Source organism: Ochrobactrum sp. P6BSIII (genome assembly GCF_014138065.1).
Taxonomy (GTDB): domain Bacteria; phylum Pseudomonadota; class Alphaproteobacteria; order Rhizobiales; family Rhizobiaceae; genus Brucella.
The window spans coordinates 79,733-101,428 of record NZ_JACGXB010000017.1; the positions used below are offsets into that span (position 1 = coordinate 79,733).

The window sequence follows — 21,696 nt, forward strand, 5'->3', positions numbered from 1 at the left end:
CAGTTTTTCCGATGGCGATTGATATCGTGGATAGCTTTGCGAGGTATCAAAGGCTGAATATGCACAAAGAAGCAAGTGGGTTCTGCCACTCATCGAGTGGCGCCAATTCGGCTGGAACGGCCCGCCGGTAAACTGTGGAATATAAGGCTGCGGCGTTGGGGCCATGGCCGGCAGTCGTGGACCTTTTGAACCGACATAACTAGTGTAGATGCTGTCACATTTAAAGGAACAGAGCGTGCACGACAAGCGGTACCAGGTCTTCATCAGTTCGACATTTCAAGATCTCCGCGACGAGCGCCGTGCGGTACAGGATGTAATCATAAGCATGGGTGATTTTCCCGTGCAGATGGAGTCCTTTCCGGCTGCCGACGAAGATCAATTCGAGTTTATCAAATCCCTGATCGATAAGTGTGACTACTATGTCCTTATCATCGCCGGACGTTATGGCAGCCCGGCTGAAGACGGCATCAGCTACACCCACAAGGAGTTTCGATATGCCGTGGAGAAGGGTGTCCCGGTTCTGGTGATGCTCCACGGAGAGCCTGGCAAAATCCCAGCTGAGAACCTCGAGGAAACCGATTCTGGACGGCAATCGTTGAAAAACTTCATCAAAGAGGCCGAGCACAAGCGACTCCGGAAAGCTTGGTCGAGCCTCGGCGATCTCAAGTTGGCCGTTCGCGAGGCCCTAGATCACGCGAAAGCCACTAAGCCGCGCGTCGGATGGATACGGGGCGACGCAGTGGCGAGTATTGAGACACTTGAGGAATTAAACGAGGTTCGGAAAGAAAATGAGAAGTTTCGCGTCGCACTTGGCAACCTCAGCGTCGAGATCGCACTTCCTAAGCTCCCCGGCGCTGACGAGCCCATTATTCTGACGCTTCTGCCTGTGATCTCGAACAAGGGCACGAAGCGCGGCAGCTCTGCCAAAGTGCAAGGATCTTGGATAACATTCTTTCCCCTGTTCTTCTCCAACCTGGATTTTTCGACAGACCCCTGGAAGGGCGAATTCTACGTCGATCACGACGCTTCATGCGTGCAGATCGCGTCCGCAATCGCGGGGGAGCTCGCTCCAATAGACGCCACGGGCTGCTTTAAGATAACGCGGAGCACGCTAGATCGGCTGATTTCTTACTACACGGAGGCCGGGCTAATGATAGCCGGGAATGAGGGGCAAACCCCTTTCACGGAGACTGCGCAGCGTCTTGCACGCCGACACCATGTCGTGGGGAGCGCCTCGCCATTCACCATTGTCGAGGGCGACGTGAGCATTACTACTATCGGCTCCATCGGCGGAGATTTCTCAAGAAACCTGGACGACGAAATCCCATTCTAGAATCCGTGTTGATACCGTGATTATTCCATTTGCGTTTTCACCCGCAGTTGGAATCAAATCACTAGAAGATACCCACCATGTGGAAGCCAACCTTCTGGTCGACCTGCACTGGATGAAATGGCCAGAAGTCGCGCAGAACAGCGGCGTGTGGGTGGCCGTAGCTTTTGTGATTGGGATCAGAGGAAAAAATACTTACTTCTGGGTTCAGAAGCGAAGCCAACCCAGCGTGCCAACTCCCCTTGGCTCCGTGGTGCATGACCTGCAGGATACCGGCACGATCAAGGCGGCCATAGGGGCGCTAGTGCTTCTCGAAATCACGGAGTTGTCTGCCTGCGCAGATGCTCCCATCACCAGTATACATTTGCGCGAACCTGGTACTCCCCTCAAAAAGCCCCACTGGTTGCGAGGAGCCCAGCCATAGCAAAGTCGCCACAGGATCAACGGGACCTGAATAAAGGAAAAGAGAAATTATGTTACGTTCCACCGAACCTCGGAAGACTCTTTCGTACAGGCACTTAAGCTTTCCCAGCGTTCTGCTGCGCGTGGAAGGCAAATTCAGCATGTCCTGAACAAGCTTCGACGCCCGAGATTTAAATTTCGTCGTGATCTTGGGCAGCACCGAAGCATCGTTATAGGGCAAGAACTCCCAGAAAAAGGGAATAGATATAGTCCCACCTCGCTTGAGGTAGCGCGCTCGCGCGTTGGCTTGTGCTTCGAACAGTTCGCTTTCTGCATCTTCAGGAGGTTCGCCGTATTCATATCTCAACGGAAGTTTCCCCGGCCCTTCATGATCTGGTCGTGGATCCATAGGTGGAGGCAGCGGACCATCGTCTCGGTCCGAAGGTAATACGAAAATGATTTCGCCGATGTCACCTCCATCCAGTCCGCGGAGGTAACCCACGGGATCAACATAGAATCCTAACTCGGCGTCGTCGGCGGAAAGCCCTTGCTGTAGTGCTAGCACAAGCCGCTGAAGCGGAGTAAGATAGGGAAGAAGGATCACTCTGATCGGAGACGACCGCACGAGGCGCGAAAAGCCGCTGATATGGTCCTTGTCGAAATGCGAAAGAACGGCGAGATCGATGCCGGAGAGGCTGAGCAACGCGCGTTGCCGGTGGGCTTTCGCTATCGCATCCGAAAGCAAACGATCGGTAGACGTGGTGCCGCAATCATAAATCCAGCTAAAGCGCGGACCGTTCTCGGTCACAATTGCACCGGTGGAGAACAGGCCTTGCCCGACCGGCCACCAATCGAGATGCAGATATCGAGCAGCTTGTCGTATCGATGCCGAACGCCCAGGAAGAGAGAGGAACACCGCGGGATCGAGATGCGGTCGATATCGGCTAACTTGCATGTAGAACTGAACAGCCGCTTCAGACGCCGCGGGGACCGCACCGTAAAGGTAGCCATCACGGATCTGAGCTATCAAACGATGGTTCAGGTCCCGATCTGGGCGCGTGAAATGCGCAAGAATCGCTTGATTGGTGGGCCGAGGGGTGAGGTTCAGCATACCCTTTATTATGGCGATTTCTACGCTCGATAACGTCTTTGCGGATGCCATTCCCCCCCCCCAGGTTTCACGTATCGCCTATGTCGAAAATGAGCCGCCATCGAAGTCGTTCAAAATCGCATATGTATGCTTATGGAGATAAAATATTGTACTCAAGTGATAATTACTGTGTTCATCATATTTAGACGTGAACCTCAATCCCGACCAAACGAACACAGAGCCTTTCTGCTGCGTCCGTTTCGTGGAGAATATTTGTCTGGCATTGCCCAGCCGACGACTTCTCCAGTATAGCGGATCCCAACCGGTTCGATTGTTCGCTCTCTATCCCATACCTGATGTGGTTTTCCAATTAATATCGCATGATCGAATCTACATAACTGGCCAAATGGTAGCGCTTATTTGGGACTAAAATTTTTCTAACAATTTCGCAAAATTGCGAAGATTCTTTTCATGAGTAAGTCCTTGTTTTGCCTTTATTATTTTTCTCCAGATAGTTCGAGGCGTTCTCGGCATATCCAACGGCATCCACAAAAACTGTGCTACAATTTCAAAAAGACGCGTCGGTCATGAAATGCATTTTTTCCACTAAGGACTGCAATCGCAGTTTTAATGCGGAAAACGACAGCCAGCAATCAGACATGTCATCCCGGCGCCCGTGCCTTCGAATTGACGAGCAGGTTCTCGCTCATCGCGAAATTTAGAGCAAGTAAAAACAATAACTTATCATTATTCTATCAACCTAAACGGCGCTTAGCTTTCGTTACAGTGACGGTAATTTTTTGTATCCATCACCATCGATAATTATACAGTATCGATGGTGATTGATTTCAGGGCGCAAATCAGCAAAAGTCGGGCAAAAGGGCGGCTGTTTAACAGGAGAAAAAGACGCGCAAGAACCTATTCAGAGCGATGCGCTTGCCGGTGACGCGCGCTACGAGCACGTGCAACAAAACGGTCTCGGATCTCGGCAAACAGCGCCGGTGGTAGCGGACCGTAATAGCCGCTGTCGCTATCGACAGGCCGCAGATCCGGTCCCGGCCAGACAAAGCGATTGCTTTCGCTGAGCACGATCCACGAACGCTCATCATCCAGGCCAAGACGGCGCTTGGTGGCAGCGGGAATTTCGACCGCTTCGTCAGCCCGTTGCGGCGGTGTATGGGTGACGGGCAAAACCCTGACAACGGGAGATCCGTCTTCCAGTGTCGTCGTGATAGCTAATACGAGAACAGGACGATCCTTGTCGCCCTCTTCTCGCCCTTGTTCAAACTGCCAATGCCACAAATAGGAATATCTGAAAATCCAACCGACCTTGGGCTCACTCGGAATCATGCTATTTTTCGTTCAGTTCACGATCGAGATGCTCAAGGCCTGCTTCCATCGAGGCGGCTTCAACGGCCGCGAGATCGTCTTCGGTGAGCGTAGCGGTCAATTCGACGCGACGCTCGCGCCGCATCAAACGCAGATAATCCTCGTAAGCGAGCAGAACGGTGCGCGGGCGACCGTTTTTGGTAATGATGACCGGGTCGCGCACGGCAGCGTCCTGGTAAGCGCCAAAATTCTTGGAAATGGCTGCGGCTGTTACTGTGGATGTCATGATCAACCTCCGTTTTCCGTAATATACGGAATTTCCGTGTTTTCCGCAAGTTTTTAAATCGAGAAGCATCGTGCAATGACCAGACCAGACCGCTTGTCTTCGAATGTCCAGAGCCGGGCAGAACAACTCGATACGATTGCCGCCGTTTTGCCGATGAACCGGCGCGACATGCTGGCCGGCATTTTGACCGATGAGGATGTCGAGACACTGCGCCATCTGGTCAATGAAGGCATGGGTGAAAACACGCTGCGCGCGCTGACCTCGGATCTGGCCTATCTTGAAGCCTGGTCGATGGCCGTAACCGGTAGCCCGCTCCCCTTCCCGGCGCCGGAAGCCCTGTTGCTGAAATTCATCGCCCATCATTTATGGCGGCCACAGCAACGCGAGATCGAACCCGACCACGGCATGCCGTCCGCTGTGGAAGAGGAATTGCGCCAACAAGGCTTTTTGCGTGTGTCCGGACCGCATGCGCCAGCAACGGTGCGCCGGCGTCTGGCCAACTGGTCGACGCTGACCCGCTGGCGCGGTCTGGAGGGTGCGTTTTCCTCACCGGCCGTCAAAGCGGCAATACGCCTTGCGGTCCGCGCCATCAACCGGCCACGCAGCCGCAAGAGTGCCCATGCGATTACCGGCGATATTCTGGACAAGCTGCTGGCGACGTGTTCGGGAGAGAACCTCACCGCTTTGCGGGATCGGGCCATTTTGATGGTAGCCTTTGCCTCGGGCGGACGCCGGCGCAGTGAAATCGCCGGCTTGCGTGTAGAACAGCTTGTCAAACAGGTGCCGGTCACCGATGAGGACGGCCTTCCCCTCCCTTCGCTCGGCATTCATCTTGGTCGCACCAAAACCAGTGGCGCCGACCACGATGAAACTGTCTATCTGACCGGGCGACCCGTCGAAGCCCTCATCCGCTGGCTGGAAGCAGCCAGGATCGACAAGGGCAGCGTGTTTCGAAAAGTCGATCGCTGGGGCAATGTGTCCACGCGAGCGCTCGAACCCAGCGCCGTCAACCGGATCGTCAAACAACGAGCGCAAATGGCGGGCCTTGATGCCACAGAGTTCTCCGCCCACGGCCTGCGCTCCGGCTATCTCACCGAAGCGGCCAATCGTGGCATTCCATTGCCCGAAGCCATGGAACAATCTCGCCATCGCTCCGTGCAGCAGGCGTCCGATTATTACAACAATGCCAAACGGCGCAGCGGGCGAGCGTCGCGATTATTGAGCTGATCCAGAAAACGCTTTGTCCCCTCCCCAAAAATACGGCAGATGTCGTATTGAAGTCGAACGATTGCGCAGTTAATCGCGAAGAGGTTATATACGCCCCATCGCTGTGGGGACAGCAAATCGGGGGCAATCATGGGGCAGCAGAAATCTAAAACCGAACTTTCGCGCGAGCCGGTTTCGCAGCGTCAGCGGCGTCTGATATGGCTCTCATCCGCTGTCTTTGCCTCGGCGCTCAGTTTACCGCTTCCGGGCAAAGCCGAAACCTGGGTTGGCGGTTACGGATTTTGGGATTCTCCTTCTTCCTGGCAGGAGGGAACCATTCCCAACGCATCAGGAACCGTAGCAAGATTTGTAGGGAACGACATGTTCACCTATTTCATCTACCTGAACGGACAACAATTCACAGTAGGTGAGCTCAATATATCGGGATCTGGAAGCGGGGGGTTTAGCTTTCAAAATGGTACATTGATCCTCTCCGCTACGAACGGAAGCGCAGCTATCAATGTCGCCAACAATTACGGTCTAATTTTCAATCGTCATTTTGACCCCATCAAGGTTCATCTTGCGTCAGATACAGTGATCAACACATCAGGCGCGTCTTCAATACATTTCGTCTCCGAAACGACTATTTCCGGGCCCGGTGCCCTTCTAAAGCAGGGTGAAGGTGCCCTTTATCTCGATGGAGCAAATACCTATACCGGCGGCACAACAATTTCCGAGGGAACAGTCGTCGTCAATCATGCAACAAATGGCATCATCGATACATTCGGCAGTGGCGAGATCTCGCTGGCGGGTGGACGTCTGCATTCAACGACAGATGGCGCAATTACAAACGACTTGTCTGTTGCCTCTGGCTCGACCTCGACCGTGAGCGCGGGCCCGGGAACAACATTGCGTCTCGGAGACGCCAGCGGCAGCTCAACATTAGGTCTGGCAGGCAACCTCGTCGTCGGCGCCACCGGGACTAACGGCACGGTTATTTGGGACAAACTGTTCGGCTCGATCTATGGCGGCGCCACATTGTCTGTAGCCTCCGGAACACTGAAAGCAAGTGCCGGTTCCTCTCTTGGCTCATTCACCAGCTCCGTATCGGCGACGCGTGTAGGATCGAATGCCGTTCTCGATCTGACAGAAACCGGTGGGAGCATTTTGAATTTGCAGGATCTTTCTCCAGGATCGGGCGGTACCGTGGCCTGGTCAGGCAATCTGGCGATTTCCGGAGGCAATTTCTCTGGTAATCTCGACGGTCAGACGAACCGTGGAGTTGCGGCATCTCTGCTGAAAACGGGGTCAGACACACTGGTTCTAAGCGGTAATAACCATCTAACCGGTTTCACTACGATTTCAGGCGGCGTCTTGCGCGCAGGCAGTTCGACGGGCTTAGCTGGGCATATCCCTTATACCGTCAATGGAGGCACACTTGATCTGAACGGCTATGATCTGGCCATGTCGTATTTCAGCGGAAGTGGCGGCTCTGTTACTCTGGGTAGCGCCGACCTGACTGTCGATCAGTCGGCCACCACGACTTTTGCAGGTACAATCGCCGGTTCAGGCAGCCTTATCAAAACCGGCACCGGCACACTGACACTGACACTGACACTGACCGGAAACAATTTTTACACCGGCGGAACAGAAATCTCGGGCGGCACGCTTGCTGTGCACCAGGGATCGGTCATCGATGCATTAGGCACAGGTCTGATTACGCTCAACGGGGGACGGCTGCACTCGGCTCTCGGGAGCTCCACGCTCAACAGCTATCTCGTTGCAGCGGGTACAACGGGAACGATCACTACCGCAACAGGTACGTCGCTGTGGCTCAATGGCGGTTCGGGGCAGAGCTTCTCCCTTCAGGGTGATCTGGTCATCGGGACGAACGATGCAACGGGTGACGTGATTATGGACGTCATCGGTACGAATGCAGCGCCCGCTTCGACAATAACCGTTGCATACGGACGCCTTGTCGACGGTAACGGCTCGCTTGGAAGTCTTACCGGGTTTGCAGGTGCAACACGCATCGCCTCTGGCGCAGCGCTCGATTTCGCTGCTCAGGGCGGCACAATTCGCAACCTGCAGGATGCCGCCCCGGGAAACGCCGGCACAGTCAAGTGGTCCGGTAATCTTAACGTGTATGGCGGTAGTTTCTCCGGTCAATTCGACACTTCGCAAGGAGGCGCGCTCGTCAAAGGGAGTACGGACACTCTTCTTCTCAATGGCGATAACTATAATTTCAGGGGCACGACCTCCGTTGCAGACGGCAAACTGATCGTCGGTGACGCCAACAACAGCAGTGCTGTGCTCGGTGGGACCATCAACGTTTTATCCGGTGCGACCCTTGGCGGGTACGGCTCGGTTGGCGAAACGACGGTTCAGTCAGGCGGTCTTTTGTCGCCCGGCAATTCCATCGGCATCCTGACCGTCGACGGCAATCTGACGCTCGCGCCCGGTTCAACCCTCGAGGTTGAAATTGCAGCAAATGGCGCTTCCAATCGCCGCTCTGATATCGTGGGTGTCACAGGCACGGCAACGATTTCGGGCAGTACGGTTTCTGTGACGGCTATCGATCCGCAAACCAGTTATAAGAGCGCCCAAAACTATACAATTTTGCACGCGGACGGCGGCGTCAGCGGAACTTTTGATACGATTGTCTCGAAATCGGCCTTTCTTGATCTGAATACGATTTATGCGGCAAACGATGTCTTTCTGAATGTCGCCATCAAGCAAGATCCAGTCGTACCTGTCGATCCTGAAACGCCGACGCCGGGTCTACCAGCAGGTCCCGGCACGCCTGAGCCTGAAAAGCCCTCCCCTGCCCTCTTTTCGACTGTCGCTCAGACCCGCAATCAGCTGGCAACCGCTGGCGGGCTGGATACGCTGGCGCAGACGGGTTCGTCGCTTGCGCTCTATAACAGCCTGTTGATGCTATCAGCCGATGAAGCGCGTGCGGCCTTCGATAGCCTTTCGGGTGAGGCTTACGCTTCGGCCAAGGGCGTGCTGATCAACGACAGCCAGTTTATCCGCAATGCCGCAATCGGTCGTCTGCAACAAGCCTTTGGCGGCGCTCCAGCAACGCCAATCAATGCGCTTTCCTATGCCGGAACGCAAAGGCATGGTTCGGCTTCCGCCTCTGCCATTGATGCCGTGGCTCCAGCCACCATTGCCTCTGCTCACAATCTCTATGCCGCCTGGGGCAATGCCTTTGGCGCATGGACGAGACAGGATAGCAATAGCAATGCAGGATCGGTAAAATCCTCTATTGGCGGCTTTGTCACCGGTATTGATGGTGCGGTTCTCGATACATGGCGTCTCGGACTTCTGGCAGGCTACAGCCATTCCAGCTTCGATGTGGATGATCGCGCCTCGTCAGGCAGCAGCGATAATTATACGCTCGGCGCCTATGCGGGAACGGAGTGGACGCTCAATAATGGCCATGCCTTGGCATTCCGGTCCGGTCTTGCCTATACATGGCATGATATCGACATGAACCGTTCTGTCGCGTTTCCCGGCTTTGCCGACAATCTGACCAGCGACTACGACGCGGGAAGTTTTCAGCTCTTCGGCGAACTTGGCTATAAGATCCACTATGGCAAAGCCCTTTTCGAGCCATATGCCGGGCTTGCCTATTTGCGTCTGAAAACCGATGGATTTAATGAGAAGGGCCAGACAGCGGCGGCCCTTGCGGTTCAGTCCGACACGACGGAAACCAGCTTCTCAACACTCGGCCTCCGCGCATCGACAGAGTTTGCTCTGGGCAGCATCACGGCAACAGCACGAACCGATCTTGGCTGGCGACATGCCTATGGTGACATCACGCCGGTTTCCACTGCGAGCTTCATCGGTTCTGACGCCTTCACAGTCTCAGGCCTGCCAATCGCCGAAGATGCAGCTCTCATCGAAACTGGGCTTGATTTCAAGCTGACCGACGATGCCACCCTCGGCCTCTCCTATAACGGCCAGTTCGCATCAGGAGCAAAACAGAACGGCTTCAATGCGAAACTCAGTGTGAGTTTTTGAATTGGAGTCTGCCTATGCTACCATCTAGTGATCAAAATTGGCCAATCCAGACAAAAAAATACCTGAACAGATGGATCAACTCCCAGCCCTTCGGTACCAAGTGCCTCATTAAGGTCACGGAGCCGCTCGGATATTAGGCTGCGTACTGCCCTCCTCCATTTTTTCAAGCGAAGAATGCCGCGAGACTAATCGACATCTGGCGTGCGAGCATTATCTAATAATGAAATCGCTTCCGCTTGCGCCCTTCCAGCCCAGTCGAGGCGCACTGCATTTTTCATTGAATGTCTGCGTATGCTTTGTGACGACACAGTCTGCCGCAGAAATTTGAGATCTTTGTCCCGAGCTGGCACAACCAGCCCCAAATACCATTAACGAAACAAGTATCACAATGTTGATAGACTTCATTACCATTATATAACTCTTACTTTGGTTTTCCGAATTCGAATAATGCAGCGCCATCTCGGCGTTTGAACGCGTTGAATAGGCTCACATTCTTAATTGTTGACGATCTATACAAAATATGTGAGCTTTTACTCGTATTGTCTACTCGTATTAGGAAATCAAGAACATGGCCAAGCTCAACGCTACAAATCCCAGAAAAGCCGCCTCGCAAGAGAGGTCGAAAATGACCGTCGAGGCGATACTGGATGCCACTGCTCGCGTTTTGGTGCGCGATGGATATGCGCGGGCCAGCACAAATCGCGTCGCTGCCGTAGCGGGTGTGAGCATTGGATCGCTCTACCAATACTTTCCCAATAAGGAGTCGCTTGTGGCTGCGCTCGTCGCAAGGCACAATCGTGAAATTCTGGTTCTGCTGGAAAATGCCATGCAAGAATGCGCGTCAGACGACCTGAACAGCGCCATGCGGGAGCTCATTCGCGCGATGATTGCTGCACATCGGGTCGATCCCGAACTCCACCGGATCTTGAAAGAAGAAGTTCCCCGCATTGGAAAACTTGCCGAGGTGGAAGCAATCCGCAAGGATACGCTCTATCTGGTTCGGCATTATCTGGAGCAATGTAAGGAAGACGTTCAGCTCAAGGACCTCGATACAGCTGCGTTCATATGCGTCACGACAGTGGAGACATTGACCCATGCCATCGTCCTCAATGATTGCGGTCACTCCCTCTCGGACGAGGCCGATATTGTCGAGCACATCACCCGGATGATTGCGGGATATCTGGGCACTGCACCAATACCTATCCGTGCTATTTTGAAAGAAGCGGCCTGATCACAAAGGTTCAAGATGCGATCGAACTAAAACAATCATCAGGATCGTTAAGCAGCGGGTGGTAACAAGGCCTGGCGTGTAAGGATAGACACCCCAGGCAGAAATCCGATCAGGTCCATAATCAGCGAGCTTGACTTATTCTAATCTCGGTGCAAATTTTCATGGATGGGGTTGCGATCGCCCCACGAGGCCACGGCTGGAGAATCGCGTCCTGAGATCCCGAGCAACCGGAGGACGCGTTGTGACGTTTTTTCTTGAAATCACGCCCGAGAAACTGAACCGGCTCGTTGGTACGCCCAATGCGCCCACGATTATCGACGTGCGCAACCATGAAGAATTCGCCGCCGATAGCCGCCTCATTCCGGGCTCAATGCGACGAGATCACAAGGAACTCGACAGCTGGGTAGGAGAGATCAATAGACCCTCCATCATCATCTGCCAGAAAGGCCAGAATCTTAGTCACGGCGTAGCGGCCCATCTTCGCGCAATCGGCAAGGCTGCGGAAGTCCTTGAAGGGGGGTTCAATGCATGGTGGGCATTGAAGTATCCGCTAGTCCCGGAAGCAAAGTTGCCATCGCGCGATAGTCTCGGCCGTACCGTCTGGGTAACACGTTCGCGGCCAAAGATTGATCGCATCGCCTGTCCGTGGTTGATTAAACGATTTGTCGATCCTTCGGCGATCTTCCTGTTTGTACCGGCGGGCGAGGTTGTGTCCGTTGCGGATCGCTTCAATGCCGCGCCATTCGACGTAGAGGACGTTTACTGGAGCCATCGCGGCGAGCGGTGCACATTCGATGTCATGGTTGAGGAGTTCAACCTCGGTAGCGACGCTATGCTTCGGCTAGCAGCGATCATCCGTGGGGCAGACACTGCCAGACCCGAGCTGGCCCCCGAGGTAGCAGGATTATTGGCTGCTTCGCTAGGTTTATCTCGCATGTTCAACGATGATCGCGAACAGCTCTCGGCGGGTATGACACTCTACGATGCCTTCTACAGATGGTGCCGCGATGCAAATGATGAGACCCATAATTGGCCCAATCCGAGGAAGGTATAACGATCATGACTTACCCGGCAAAGGCCGACGCGAATATGGTTGAACCCGCCGCTGACATTGTTCCGCTCGCAGAAGCGGTTAAGGTGTGGGCGCGCGTCGCTGCTCTCAGCTTTGGCGGTCCCGCAGGCCAGATAGCCGTAATGCATCGCATTATCGTTGAGGAGAAATGCTGGATAGGCGAGCAACGCTTTCTTCATGCACTAAATTATTGCATGCTCCTGCCGGGTCCGGAAGCTCACCAGCTAGCCATTTATGTCGGCTGGCTCATGAACAAGACGAAAGGCGGCATGATAGCGGGCCTGCTGTTTGTTCTGCCGGGGTTTCTGGCAATTTTGGCACTGAGCTACATCTATGTTATTTACGGAGACCTTAATGCCGTTGAGGGCACGTTCTTTGGACTTAAATGCGCGGTTCTCGCGGTCGTCATTCAGGCAGTTTTCCGCATCGGCAACAGAGCTCTGAAGAACAATGCCATGGTAGCTGTCGCGGCCGTCGCCTTCGTCTCCATCTTCTTCCTGCACATTCCGTTTCCGTTGATCATCATTGTGGCTGGCATCCTCGGCTACTTCAGTGGGAGAGCCGGACTGGCCAATTTCGCGGTTGGCGGAGGCCATAAATCCGGAACAAGCAATATACTCGAAGACAAGGATTCCGTGCTAGGAGAACAGATACCGCAGCACGCTTTGCCGAACCTCATCTGGTCGCTCAAATTTTCCGGTGCTTTAGCGGCGCTCTGGCTGACACCTGTCGCCCTGCTTATCGTTGTGTTTGGTTCGGACAATATCTTCTCGAAAATTGGCCTGTTCTTCAGCCAAATGGCCGTCGTTACCTTCGGTGGGGCGTACGCCGTCCTCGCTTATGTCGCCCAGGCGGCCGTGGAGCAATACGGCTGGCTACACCCAGGAGAGATGCTTGACGGTCTCGGAATGGCGGAGACGACACCGGGCCCTCTGATCATGGTGACGCAATTTGTCGGTTTTCTCGCGAGCTACCGAAATCCGGGAAGTCTTTCTCCGCTGTTGGCAGCCACCCTTGGGTCGATCCTCACGACTTGGGTAACATTTGTACCCAGTTTCCTCTGGATATTCGCAGGGGCTCCATTCATCGAAAAAATGCGGGGTAACGCAGCACTGGGCGGCGCAATGGCAGCAATCACCGCCGCCGTCGTTGGTGTGATCCTCAACTTGGCAATCTGGTTCGTCTTGCACGTTTTATTTGCAGAACTACGGACCGTCACACTTGGCCCTTTTTCACTGTCCGTTCCTCTCCTAACGTCGCTCTCATTGCCATCGCTCGCACTGACGCTGCTGGCGGCGTTCGCTGTCTTCCGGCTCAAATTGTCGGTAATAACCATCCTGGCTCTATCTGCGGCCCTTGGGGTTGGGTGGTTTTATGTAGCCTAAAGTTGCTAGATTCCCGTGCGCTCAATTGTGGACACTATATGATTTAGCGATCCGCCACCTGTTAAATTCAGATAACGGCTCCCTCCTCTCCCGTCAATCATCTCGATTTAAGCATGTAGTGTGCGAATGCGTTAGCAAATGTACTATTGGCCAGCGCGGTGGGTACGGAATGTCATTGGCTGGTTTTGTCCTCTGCAGCCTTGTTTGAAACAGATTTCCCATTTGAGAAGAATATCAACGTGAGCAAGGCGAACGCCATGATGATGATGGCAACGTCAAACGCGTTTGCCGCACAGGCGATACCAATAGCACCGGTTGCCCATAAACTGGCAGCCGTGGCAGTTCCTTTCACTGAAGAGCTTAGCCGCAATATCGCCCCACCCCCTATAAAACCCATCCCCGTAATTACGCCTTCTATAATTCGGGCAAGCGCTTCCGGGTTGCCTGTCGTGACCCCTTCAGTCGCTTGAATAAAACCGCAACTTGCCACGGCTACGAGCGGGAAAGTACGAAGGCCAGCACTTCGTTCCTCCCGTTCACGATGCCAACCTATCGGTAGAGCAAGAATATAAGCAGCTGCCAGCGCAATGACATGCGGCCAGACGTTGAAATTGTCTGAGTTGAGGGCTTCCCTTAACGCTGTAGACAGTTGATCCATATCATCGCTCCAATCGAAACTAATCAAGGAACGACGCGGTCCAAATTCCGTTCCACCCCTCAAACACAAAGTGGTAGGAAACTACGGCATCAGCCCGAATCTTGACTATTCGTCAGAACAAATTGACGGCTTTTCCCAGCAGAATAGGCATACCATCGCCGATTGTGATTGAGATCGCGAGCATTCTTTATGGTTATCGCATGTTATATGACCAATGCATTGACCAACCTGCAGAAAAGCGCTACAATAGCCCTTAAAAACCGATAAATGCTGCCACTGCCACCTGATTAACAGCCGGAGAATCTGGCCATGACTGTAACCGTAAAAGTCGCTGAAGCCAAAACGCATCTTTCAGACTTGCTGGCGCGGGTTGAAGCGGGCGAAGAGGTGATCATTTCGCGTGGCAACACACCCATTGCGCGCCTCGTTGCGCTTGATGAACGGCGTCAGCGCCTGGCCGCGATTGAAGCTGTGCGGGCTTTCCGGACCCAGGCGCAACCGGTCACCCAGGATGAAATCCGCTCGTGGATTGAAGAAGGGCGCCGTTGATATGGCATTTATTGTCGACGCCTCTGTTGCCGGTGCCTGGCTGCTGCCAGATGAAGATCATCCATTCGCCACCGAAATGATGAACCAGCTGGCCGATGAAGACGCCGTTGCGCCGGAATTGTTGCAGCATGAAATCCGCAGCATTCTGCTGAGCGCCGAAAAACGCGGGCGGATTGGCGAGGACATGATCTACACAGCCCTGACACGGTTTCGCGCCTTGCCGCTGCGCCTCGTATCGCGCAGTGAGGATTCAGAAGTCGTTCGGGTCGCCCGACGCCATCAGCTCAGTGCTTACGATGCTGCTTATCTGGCGCTAGCCCTGACCGAAGTCCTGCCGCTGGCTACGCTGGATCGCAAACTGGCCGCCGCCGCCCGTGCGGAAAAGGCCATTGTTCTGGGCCCACTCGCCCATGATCACTGAGAGCGATCAATCAGGTGTAATATCGCGGGCCGAAACACTCGATACAATTGCCGCCGTCTTGCCGATGAACCGGCGCGATATGCTGGCCGGGATATTGACGGATGAGGATGTCGAGACGCTCCGCCATCTGGTCAATGAAGGCATGGGCGAAAACACGCTGCGCGCGCTGACCTCGGATCTGGCCCATCTCGAAGCCTGGTCGATGGCCGCAACCGGTAGCCCCCTCCCCTTTCCGGCGCCAGAAGCCCTGCTCCTGAAATTCGTCGCGCATCATTTGTGGCGGCCGCTGGGTGGGTTCTAGCTTGAAGTGCGACTTGCGAACGATAACAATGAGTTATCCCAAGCAAGGAACCCGTCATGCAACGCAGCTACTCGCATATTGACTTGGATGAGCGGCGCAAGATCGCGCGCTGGCGTATGGCAAATATTTCTGTCGAAACTATCGCCGAGAAACTTGACCGTCACCGTTCAACCATTTTCCGTGAGCTCACGCGCAATCAGTTTAACGATGATGAGATCAAGGATCTGACCGGTTATTACTGCACGGTTGCGGATCAGAAAGCGCGTGAGCGGCGATCGCGGCAACGCAAGCTCATTCGTTTTGCTCATTTGCGTCAATCGGTTGTCGACCGCATAAGCCATGGGTGGTCACCACAACAGATTGCCGGCAGAATGCGGTTGGAACGTCACCCCATTTCTGTCAGCCATGAAACGATCTATCAGTTTGTCTATTCTGCCGAGGGTCGGAAAGATGGGCTTTGGAAGTATCTGCCCGAGCGCCGTACCAAACGACGGCCACGACATGCAAGACGACGTCATGGACGCCGTTTTTCGCCGGAACTGAGCATCCTGCACCGTCCAGACGTAGTGGCCAAACGCAAACAGTTTGGGCATTGGGAATGTGATTTGATCCAGTTTCGCAAGAAGTTCGGCAAGGCCAATGTAACGTCTCTGGTCGAACGGGTCAGCCGCTTTACCGTCCTGTTGCGCAACAATGATCGTCAGTCCCGTGCTGTCATGAATGGACTGATTACCGTGCTGCAACCCCTTCCCCATATTGCACGCCGGTCGATCACCTTTGATCGAGGCACCGAGTTCACGGAATGGGCTTATCTGCAGGCCGGTATCGGATCGCAAACATGGTTTTGCGACCCACAATCACCCTGGCAAAAAGGCACTGTCGAAAACACCAACAGACCCACCAGACGCTGGCTTCCAAGAGACATCGACCCGCTGGCAATAACTGACCGGGATCTGACATTCATTTGCAGTCGCCTCAACAATACGCCGCGCAAATGTCTGGGTTACAAAACACCGGCAGAGATCTTCCGTCAGAAACTTGTCGCAAACAGACATCGCTATGAATAAACTCATACCGAAAAGTCGCGCTTCAGCCTGAATTCACAATTGATTATATTCTATATTTCAGTTCCGAGGAGTCTGCGTTGTCATGCACTCCCATCGCCGACTATGTCTTCCCACATCGCAGTTTGGTGCCAACTATGAACCGCCGCAACATCGTTGAACGACGTACAATTGCGCGCTAGCGACCGCGCTCCGCTTGAAATTTGTCCTGCCACGATGTATATACTCGTGTATATACAAAGGAGACCAATATGCCACAGCTCCGACACTCCGAACCTACACCAGCCCGCGAAGCAAAACTCTTCCGTAACAATAAGAGCCAGGCTGTACGCATTCCAGCTGACTTCGAACTTCCCGGCGACCGGGTGATGATCCATCGCGATGGAGATCGACTTATCATAGAGCCGGTGCGTCGCCTGAACCTGTTGGAAGTGCTTGCCGGATTGGAACCGCTTGGACCGGAAGATCAGTTCCCTGATATTGACGATACCCTGCTACCGTTAAAAGAAATCGATCTGTGAGCGCGCTCTACATGCTTGACACCAATGTCGTGTCCGAGCTTGCACGAAACCCCAAGGGCGCTGTCGCCAAACGCATCGCCGAGGTTGGACCAGAAGCTGTTTGCGTCAGTATCATCACGGCAGCAGAGTTGCGTTATGGATGCGCCAAAAAGGGGTCGCCAAAGCTGCTGGCGCACATCGAGGCCATTCTTGGAAGTATGCAAGTGCTTGCACTTGATACGCCTGCCGACGCCGAATATGGGCGAATCCGAGCCGAATTGGAAGCCGTTGGTAAGCCCATCGGTCCGAATGACCTCTTCATTGCTGCCCATGCTTATGCGCTCGGGGTGGTATTAGTCACGGCCAATACCGGAGAATTCTCACGCATCCGTGCTCTGAGGGTCGAAAACTGGCTACGCGACTGAGCCGTGCTGTTGTTCGTTCAAAGAGAATCTGACGCTGAATGGACAGATCACTAAAAAGTGCATTTATGATCGATAGATTGTCCCTTGGTCTGCTCATGCCTCGGATAAAGACTGTTTGGAATCCGCAACGCGTCCATGCGGTATGATCGCTGGCATCGTTTCTTGCGATGAACGACTGATTTTCCGCTGACGCCTGCTATGAATGTAGATGCCGAATCTGAACAACAAATGATGCTTTGACTGCTGATGATGACTGACCCGCTCCACATTCTCAAAACCATTTATGGATACGATGCCTTCCGTGGGCGGCAAGCGGAGATCGTATCGCATGCAATAGCAGGCAATAATGCATTCGTTCTGATGCCGACGGGCGGCGGCAAATCACTATGCTATCAGATTCCCGCTCTTGCGCGACCGGGCATGGGGATCGTGGTTTCACCGCTTCTGGCGTTGATGACCGATCAGGTCTCCGCGCTCCGGCAGGCGGGTGTAAAGGCTGCGGCGCTCAATTCCCACCTTGCTGGTGATGACAGGCTGGCCTTGTGGCGTGATATCCATGCTGGGGTGCTTGATCTGCTCTATGTGGCGCCTGAAACCCTGCTCAGACCGGATACATTGCAACGCCTGAGCGATGTGCCTCTCTCGCTGATCGCTATAGACGAAGCACATTGTCTGTCGCAATGGGGGCATGATTTCAGGCCATCCTATCGGCAGCTCGATGTGTTGATGACGCAGTTTCCCGACACGCCACGCATGGCGTTGACCGCAACCGCCGACGAGCCGACACGTGCGGAAATTCTGTCGCATCTGCAGATTGACAAGCGCGATGCCTTCATCGCCGGTTTCGACCGTCCCAATATTCGCTACACGATCATGGAGAAGGATAATCCCCGTGCGCAATTGAAACGCTTTCTACAGGATCACCAGAACGAAAGCGGCATCGTTTACTGTCTTTCAAAACGGAAGACGGAAGAAACAGCCGAATGGTTGCGCAGCCTGGGCTACGACGCCCTCTCCTATCATGGCGGCATGGAGAAGCATGCGCGCGAGGCTAACCAGGCACGATTCCAACATGACGAGGCAATCATCATGGTGGCGACGATTGCCTTTGGGATGGGCATCGACAAGCCGGATGTTCGCTTCGTCGCCCATATCGATCTGCCGGGAAGCATCGAAGCCTATTATCAGGAGACAGGGCGTGCGGGGCGCGACGGACTTCCAGCCGAGGCGATGATGCTCTACGGTTATGACGATATCGTCCTGCGCAGCCGCTTCATCGAAGAATCCGACGCGCCCGATCAGCGCAAGCGGATGGAGCGGCAGAAACTCGACACACTTCTTGGGCTCGCCGAAACCGCGAACTGTCGCAGACAGGTGCTGCTGTCTTATTTCGGGGATCGATGCGAACCATGCGGCAATTGCGATACCTGTGCCGAACCGCCAACCCTCTTCGAGGGGACAATAGCCGCGCAGAAAATATTGTCCTGCATCCACAGAACCGGGGAACGGTTCGGGCAAGCCTATATTGTGGATGTCCTTCTTGGCGTCGAGGATGAGCGCATCAGCCGCTTCGGCCACGACCAGATTTCGACTTTCGGAATCGGCCGCGAGCATGACAATCACACCTGGCGCGCGATCGTACGGCAGTTGGTCGCGCAGCGGCTGATCGATGTCGACCTTGCCGGACACGGCGGTTTGTCGATCTCGGAGACAGGCAGGCAGTTTTTGCGCGTAAAGCAGACGCTCAGGTTGCGTGTCCCGCCCAAATCGAAGCCATCGCGTGGTGCTGTTACGCGTGGAAAATCGGCAACATCCGCCCTTTCGGAGCATGATGAGGCGCTGTTTCATGCGTTGCGCGAGAAGCGGTTAGAGATCGCGCGCGCGCGCAAAATGTCCCACCTTACGTCATTTTCCACGATCGGACACTGATCGAACTGGCCACAGCCCGGCCAGCCTCACGCGCCCAAATGGCCGACGTGCCCGGTGTGGGCGATACAAAGCTCGAACGCTACGGTCCGGCCTTTTTGGCGTCGTCAACGCACACGAATAGTAAGATTGACTTCCCGTGTGTTGAAACAAGAAATCTGCCCGCAGCCTTTGGAACGACGACATTACTTCATCGTCGCATCATAGTGCATCCGTGATCCTGCAACGCAGTGCTCCAGCCCGACATATTCCCCCTTACTTTGGCTAAGCCCATCGCTACGGCGGGAGAGACATCTCCGGATTTTCTTTTATCTGCTAAATGATATTCTAAAGAAGCATACTGGGATGATCCGTTCAACACCCTACCAGCGTGCCGCCCCGGCATCCCCTCGGAAGTTGGGGGGGCGCGGTATGAGACGCAAGGGCGCTCATGTTCTTCGTGGAGCAACCTTGACATTGGATAATTATTTCTTACATTATTCCTTACCAATAGTAAGGAGCGTGCGTCATGTCATTATCAACCGTCACGTCGAAGGGTCAGATCACAATTCCGATCAAGGTACGCCATGACATGGGGCTGTCCGTCGGCGACCGCATTGAATTTATTCGCATGGAGGATGGTCACTATGCCGTCGTGCCAGCATCCGGTTCGGTGAAATCATTGAAAGGGATTGTCCCCCAGCCCGACACGCCGGTTAGCCTGGAGGACATGGACGCAGCAATCGCAAGCGGGGCTATTCGCAGGTGATCGGCATCGATACGAACGTGCTTGTGCGGTATCTGGCGCAGGACGACGAAGCCCAATCGGCAGCAGCGTCACAGATCATCGATGGCCTCTCGACCGAACTGCCGGGTTATATTTCCCAGGTTGTACTGGTCGAAACCGTTTGGGTGCTCGTGCGCTCTTATAAAATGCCGCGCGCCGCTTTGGTCGAAGTGATCGAAATGCTTCTGCGCACGCGCGAACTGGTCATCGAGAGCGCCGAGGTTGGTTATCTGGCACTTGCAACCTTTCGCAGCAGCAATGCAGATTTTTCTGACGCGCTGATTGCACACGGCGGACGGCTTGCGGGATGTCGTGAAACGGTGACCTTCGACCGGCGAGCAGCTCGCGCTACGGGAATGCAGCTTTTGGATATATAGAAAGTAACCTTCCGTAACACGGTTTATCCTGAACTCACAACGATTATGATCCCCATCAGCGGATCCGACTATGGGATAGAATAAGGTTTGTTTCCCAAGGCGGATTTCAATGGGTGCGGGCAGCCCTTTCGGATTCATCCGCACTTTTAGTGCAGCGGTGGAACTCACAGATGCATAAGGTTGGAATCACAATTAGCTTCGTGTTGAGGTGCGAGTAGCCCCGAGATGACCCGAGCGGTCATGACAGGCGGCTTGACGATCAAGCGGAGATAATGAGGGAGCATTGGCCCGCCGGATAGAAACGATGGCGGACCCCGATCCCATCAATCGTTTGGCCGACAACCGCCCTCGCCCCTAATCTCAAGCCCCCGCAAGGATCTTAGGTTTAAGACGTCAACCGAGGTCGTTGCCTATTTATCAAAAAAGCAACTTAATCAGATAACTACACCAACAGCAGTATACAGATGAAACGCAAGTGCAAGTTAGAGACGCAACCGATTTTGCTCCTCATGCCCTGTTCAAATTAAACCAGGAAAGGAAGACTGGATTTCCGGATGCAAGCAGCAGATAGGAGCCGCCATGTCTTGTTTGATCACGATATTGCAAAAAGAACTCAACCGGCTGAAGATCGTTCAGTAAATCAGAGACAACCATCTTGCCCCGATGCAGGCACAGCGCCGCTTGATCTCAGTCGCCGCCAGGTGCACGGGCCTTTACAGGATTTTGTAAAGCGAAGCTAACGGTAAGGAGAGACTGGATTCCTATGAATGTAACGAGGCACGTAGCCTCCACTCGAACGTGAAGGCCATCCGCCACGGGCCGCAGAAACGCGTAACCATCGCCGAAACTGATAACACTGTTCCGGCCAATGATTTCGACAGACATCAAACATGCGCTGAACTCAATGCATAGAAATTTGCCTGCCTCCTCCGGGGTTGAATGAGGTACGAACGCTTCGGTACTGTGCGTGTATGTGATATTCTTCATCATGGAAGCCTTAAGTTCCTTACGTCGCAACGTGCAGAGTGCATTTCTCCCATTACGGTCGCGAAACTGATTGCACCGTCGTCGTTGTTCTCAGACAGGAAATCTATTATCGATTGACTACGACTGATCGTCACGAAAGTAAGGTGTCACGGAGCAGACCGGTTCTCGATAACATGATGACTATAGAAATCTGTTTTCCTGATCGAGCCAGTTGGGGCTAGCCATTATCGATCAGAAGCTCTTTGACAGCGCTGCAAAAACTCTCAATGTTGATTTGTACTGAGAAGTGACCCGGCATTTGCGCCGAGAATTGACCCGCCTGTTAGTTATGTTTCGGGTCGATAGTAGTGGTCAAGTTCCTA

Annotated in this window: 17 protein-coding genes and 2 pseudogenes; 15 read left to right on the plus strand and 4 right to left on the minus strand. The window is 54.1% G+C overall.

The genetic code is table 11. The features are described from left to right. Positions 1–235 precede the first annotated feature (235 nt). Positions 236–1,333 (plus strand): DUF4062 domain-containing protein, encoded by a 1,098-nt coding sequence (locus FHW00_RS20445; protein WP_078340613.1) that lies wholly within the window; start codon positions 236–238, stop codon positions 1,331–1,333. A gap of 298 nt (positions 1,334–1,631) precedes the next feature. Here the strand turns inward: FHW00_RS20445 and FHW00_RS20450 are convergent, their stop codons facing one another. From FHW00_RS20450 to FHW00_RS20460, 3 genes are all read right to left on the minus strand, one after another. Beyond that, positions 1,632–2,894: a hypothetical protein gene (locus FHW00_RS20450; RefSeq protein WP_078340595.1), complete on the minus strand. Its 1,263-nt coding sequence runs from the start codon at positions 2,892–2,894 to the stop codon at positions 1,632–1,634. 846 nt (positions 2,895–3,740) lie between these two features. Then, entirely contained in the window at positions 3,741–4,172 is a 432-nt protein-coding gene (locus tag FHW00_RS20455) for a type II toxin-antitoxin system PemK/MazF family toxin (RefSeq protein WP_078340596.1), read from the minus strand. 1 nt (position 4,173) lies between these two features. Next, entirely contained in the window at positions 4,174–4,437 is a 264-nt protein-coding gene (locus tag FHW00_RS20460) for a type II toxin-antitoxin system Phd/YefM family antitoxin (RefSeq protein ID WP_024899766.1), read from the minus strand. 75 nt (positions 4,438–4,512) lie between these two features. Here FHW00_RS20460 and FHW00_RS20465 point away from each other — a divergent pair, with 75 nt between their 5' ends. The 5 genes from FHW00_RS20465 to chrA all read left to right on the plus strand — a co-directional run bounded on the left by FHW00_RS20465 (position 4,513) and on the right by chrA (position 13,360). Further along, positions 4,513–5,664: a site-specific integrase gene (locus FHW00_RS20465; protein ID WP_078340597.1), complete on the plus strand. Its 1,152-nt coding sequence runs from the start codon at positions 4,513–4,515 to the stop codon at positions 5,662–5,664. Between the two features lie 573 nt (positions 5,665–6,237). Beyond that, positions 6,238–9,672: an autotransporter domain-containing protein gene (locus FHW00_RS20470; RefSeq protein WP_176168369.1), complete on the plus strand. Its 3,435-nt coding sequence runs from the start codon at positions 6,238–6,240 to the stop codon at positions 9,670–9,672. A gap of 568 nt (positions 9,673–10,240) precedes the next feature. Further along, entirely contained in the window at positions 10,241–10,903 is a 663-nt protein-coding gene (locus tag FHW00_RS20475; RefSeq protein ID WP_445557993.1) for a TetR/AcrR family transcriptional regulator, read from the plus strand. Positions 10,904–11,144: 241 nt separating this feature from the next. After that, on the plus strand, positions 11,145–11,957 hold the full coding sequence (locus FHW00_RS20480) for a chromate resistance protein ChrB domain-containing protein (RefSeq protein ID WP_078340599.1): 813 nt from the start codon (positions 11,145–11,147) through the stop codon (positions 11,955–11,957). Between the two features lie 5 nt (positions 11,958–11,962). Next, positions 11,963–13,360: a chromate efflux transporter gene (gene chrA, locus FHW00_RS20485; protein ID WP_078340600.1), complete on the plus strand. Its 1,398-nt coding sequence runs from the start codon at positions 11,963–11,965 to the stop codon at positions 13,358–13,360. A 172-nt stretch (positions 13,361–13,532) separates the two neighbouring features. Here the strand turns inward: chrA and FHW00_RS20490 are convergent, their stop codons facing one another. After that, complete coding sequence (locus tag FHW00_RS20490) at positions 13,533–14,018, minus strand: MgtC/SapB family protein (RefSeq protein WP_078340601.1); 486 nt, start codon at positions 14,016–14,018, stop codon at positions 13,533–13,535. Positions 14,019–14,327: 309 nt separating this feature from the next. On the opposite strand from FHW00_RS20490, the gene FHW00_RS20495 reads away from it, so the two are divergent. The 9 genes and pseudogenes from FHW00_RS20495 (at position 14,328) to FHW00_RS20535 (ending at position 20,347) form a co-directional block, all read left to right on the plus strand. Beyond that, complete coding sequence (locus FHW00_RS20495; RefSeq protein ID WP_078340602.1) at positions 14,328–14,567, plus strand: type II toxin-antitoxin system Phd/YefM family antitoxin; 240 nt, start codon at positions 14,328–14,330, stop codon at positions 14,565–14,567. A 1-nt stretch (position 14,568) separates the two neighbouring features. Continuing rightward, positions 14,569–14,988, plus strand: a complete 420-nt coding sequence (locus FHW00_RS20500) for a type II toxin-antitoxin system VapC family toxin (protein WP_078340603.1) — start codon at positions 14,569–14,571, stop codon at positions 14,986–14,988. After that, positions 14,978–15,274, plus strand: a pseudogene (locus FHW00_RS20505) (integrase); the annotation flags it as partial. The gene FHW00_RS20500 and the pseudogene FHW00_RS20505, both read left to right, overlap by 11 nt. 71 nt (positions 15,275–15,345) lie before the next feature. Next, positions 15,346–16,356 carry an IS30 family transposase gene (locus FHW00_RS20510; protein ID WP_078340604.1) on the plus strand — a complete coding sequence of 337 codons (1,011 nt, stop codon included), beginning with the start codon at positions 15,346–15,348 and terminating at the stop codon, positions 16,354–16,356. Positions 16,357–16,604: 248 nt separating this feature from the next. Next, positions 16,605–16,874, plus strand: a complete 270-nt coding sequence (locus FHW00_RS20515) for an AbrB/MazE/SpoVT family DNA-binding domain-containing protein (RefSeq protein ID WP_182514690.1) — start codon at positions 16,605–16,607, stop codon at positions 16,872–16,874. Then, positions 16,871–17,278, plus strand: coding sequence for a type II toxin-antitoxin system VapC family toxin (locus tag FHW00_RS20520; protein WP_078340605.1), 408 nt, complete (start codon positions 16,871–16,873; stop codon positions 17,276–17,278). The genes FHW00_RS20515 and FHW00_RS20520 overlap by 4 nt, the downstream gene beginning before the upstream one ends. A 246-nt stretch (positions 17,279–17,524) precedes the next feature. Continuing rightward, positions 17,525–19,311, plus strand: a pseudogene (recQ, locus tag FHW00_RS20525) (DNA helicase RecQ); the annotation flags it as partial. 401 nt (positions 19,312–19,712) lie between these two features. Then, positions 19,713–19,952 carry an AbrB/MazE/SpoVT family DNA-binding domain-containing protein gene (locus FHW00_RS20530; RefSeq protein WP_078340606.1) on the plus strand — a complete coding sequence of 80 codons (240 nt, stop codon included), beginning with the start codon at positions 19,713–19,715 and terminating at the stop codon, positions 19,950–19,952. Beyond that, positions 19,949–20,347: a PIN domain-containing protein gene (locus FHW00_RS20535; RefSeq protein ID WP_078340607.1), complete on the plus strand. Its 399-nt coding sequence runs from the start codon at positions 19,949–19,951 to the stop codon at positions 20,345–20,347. Before FHW00_RS20530 ends, FHW00_RS20535 begins: the two co-directional genes overlap by 4 nt. The last annotated feature ends 1,349 nt before the right edge of the window (positions 20,348–21,696 follow it).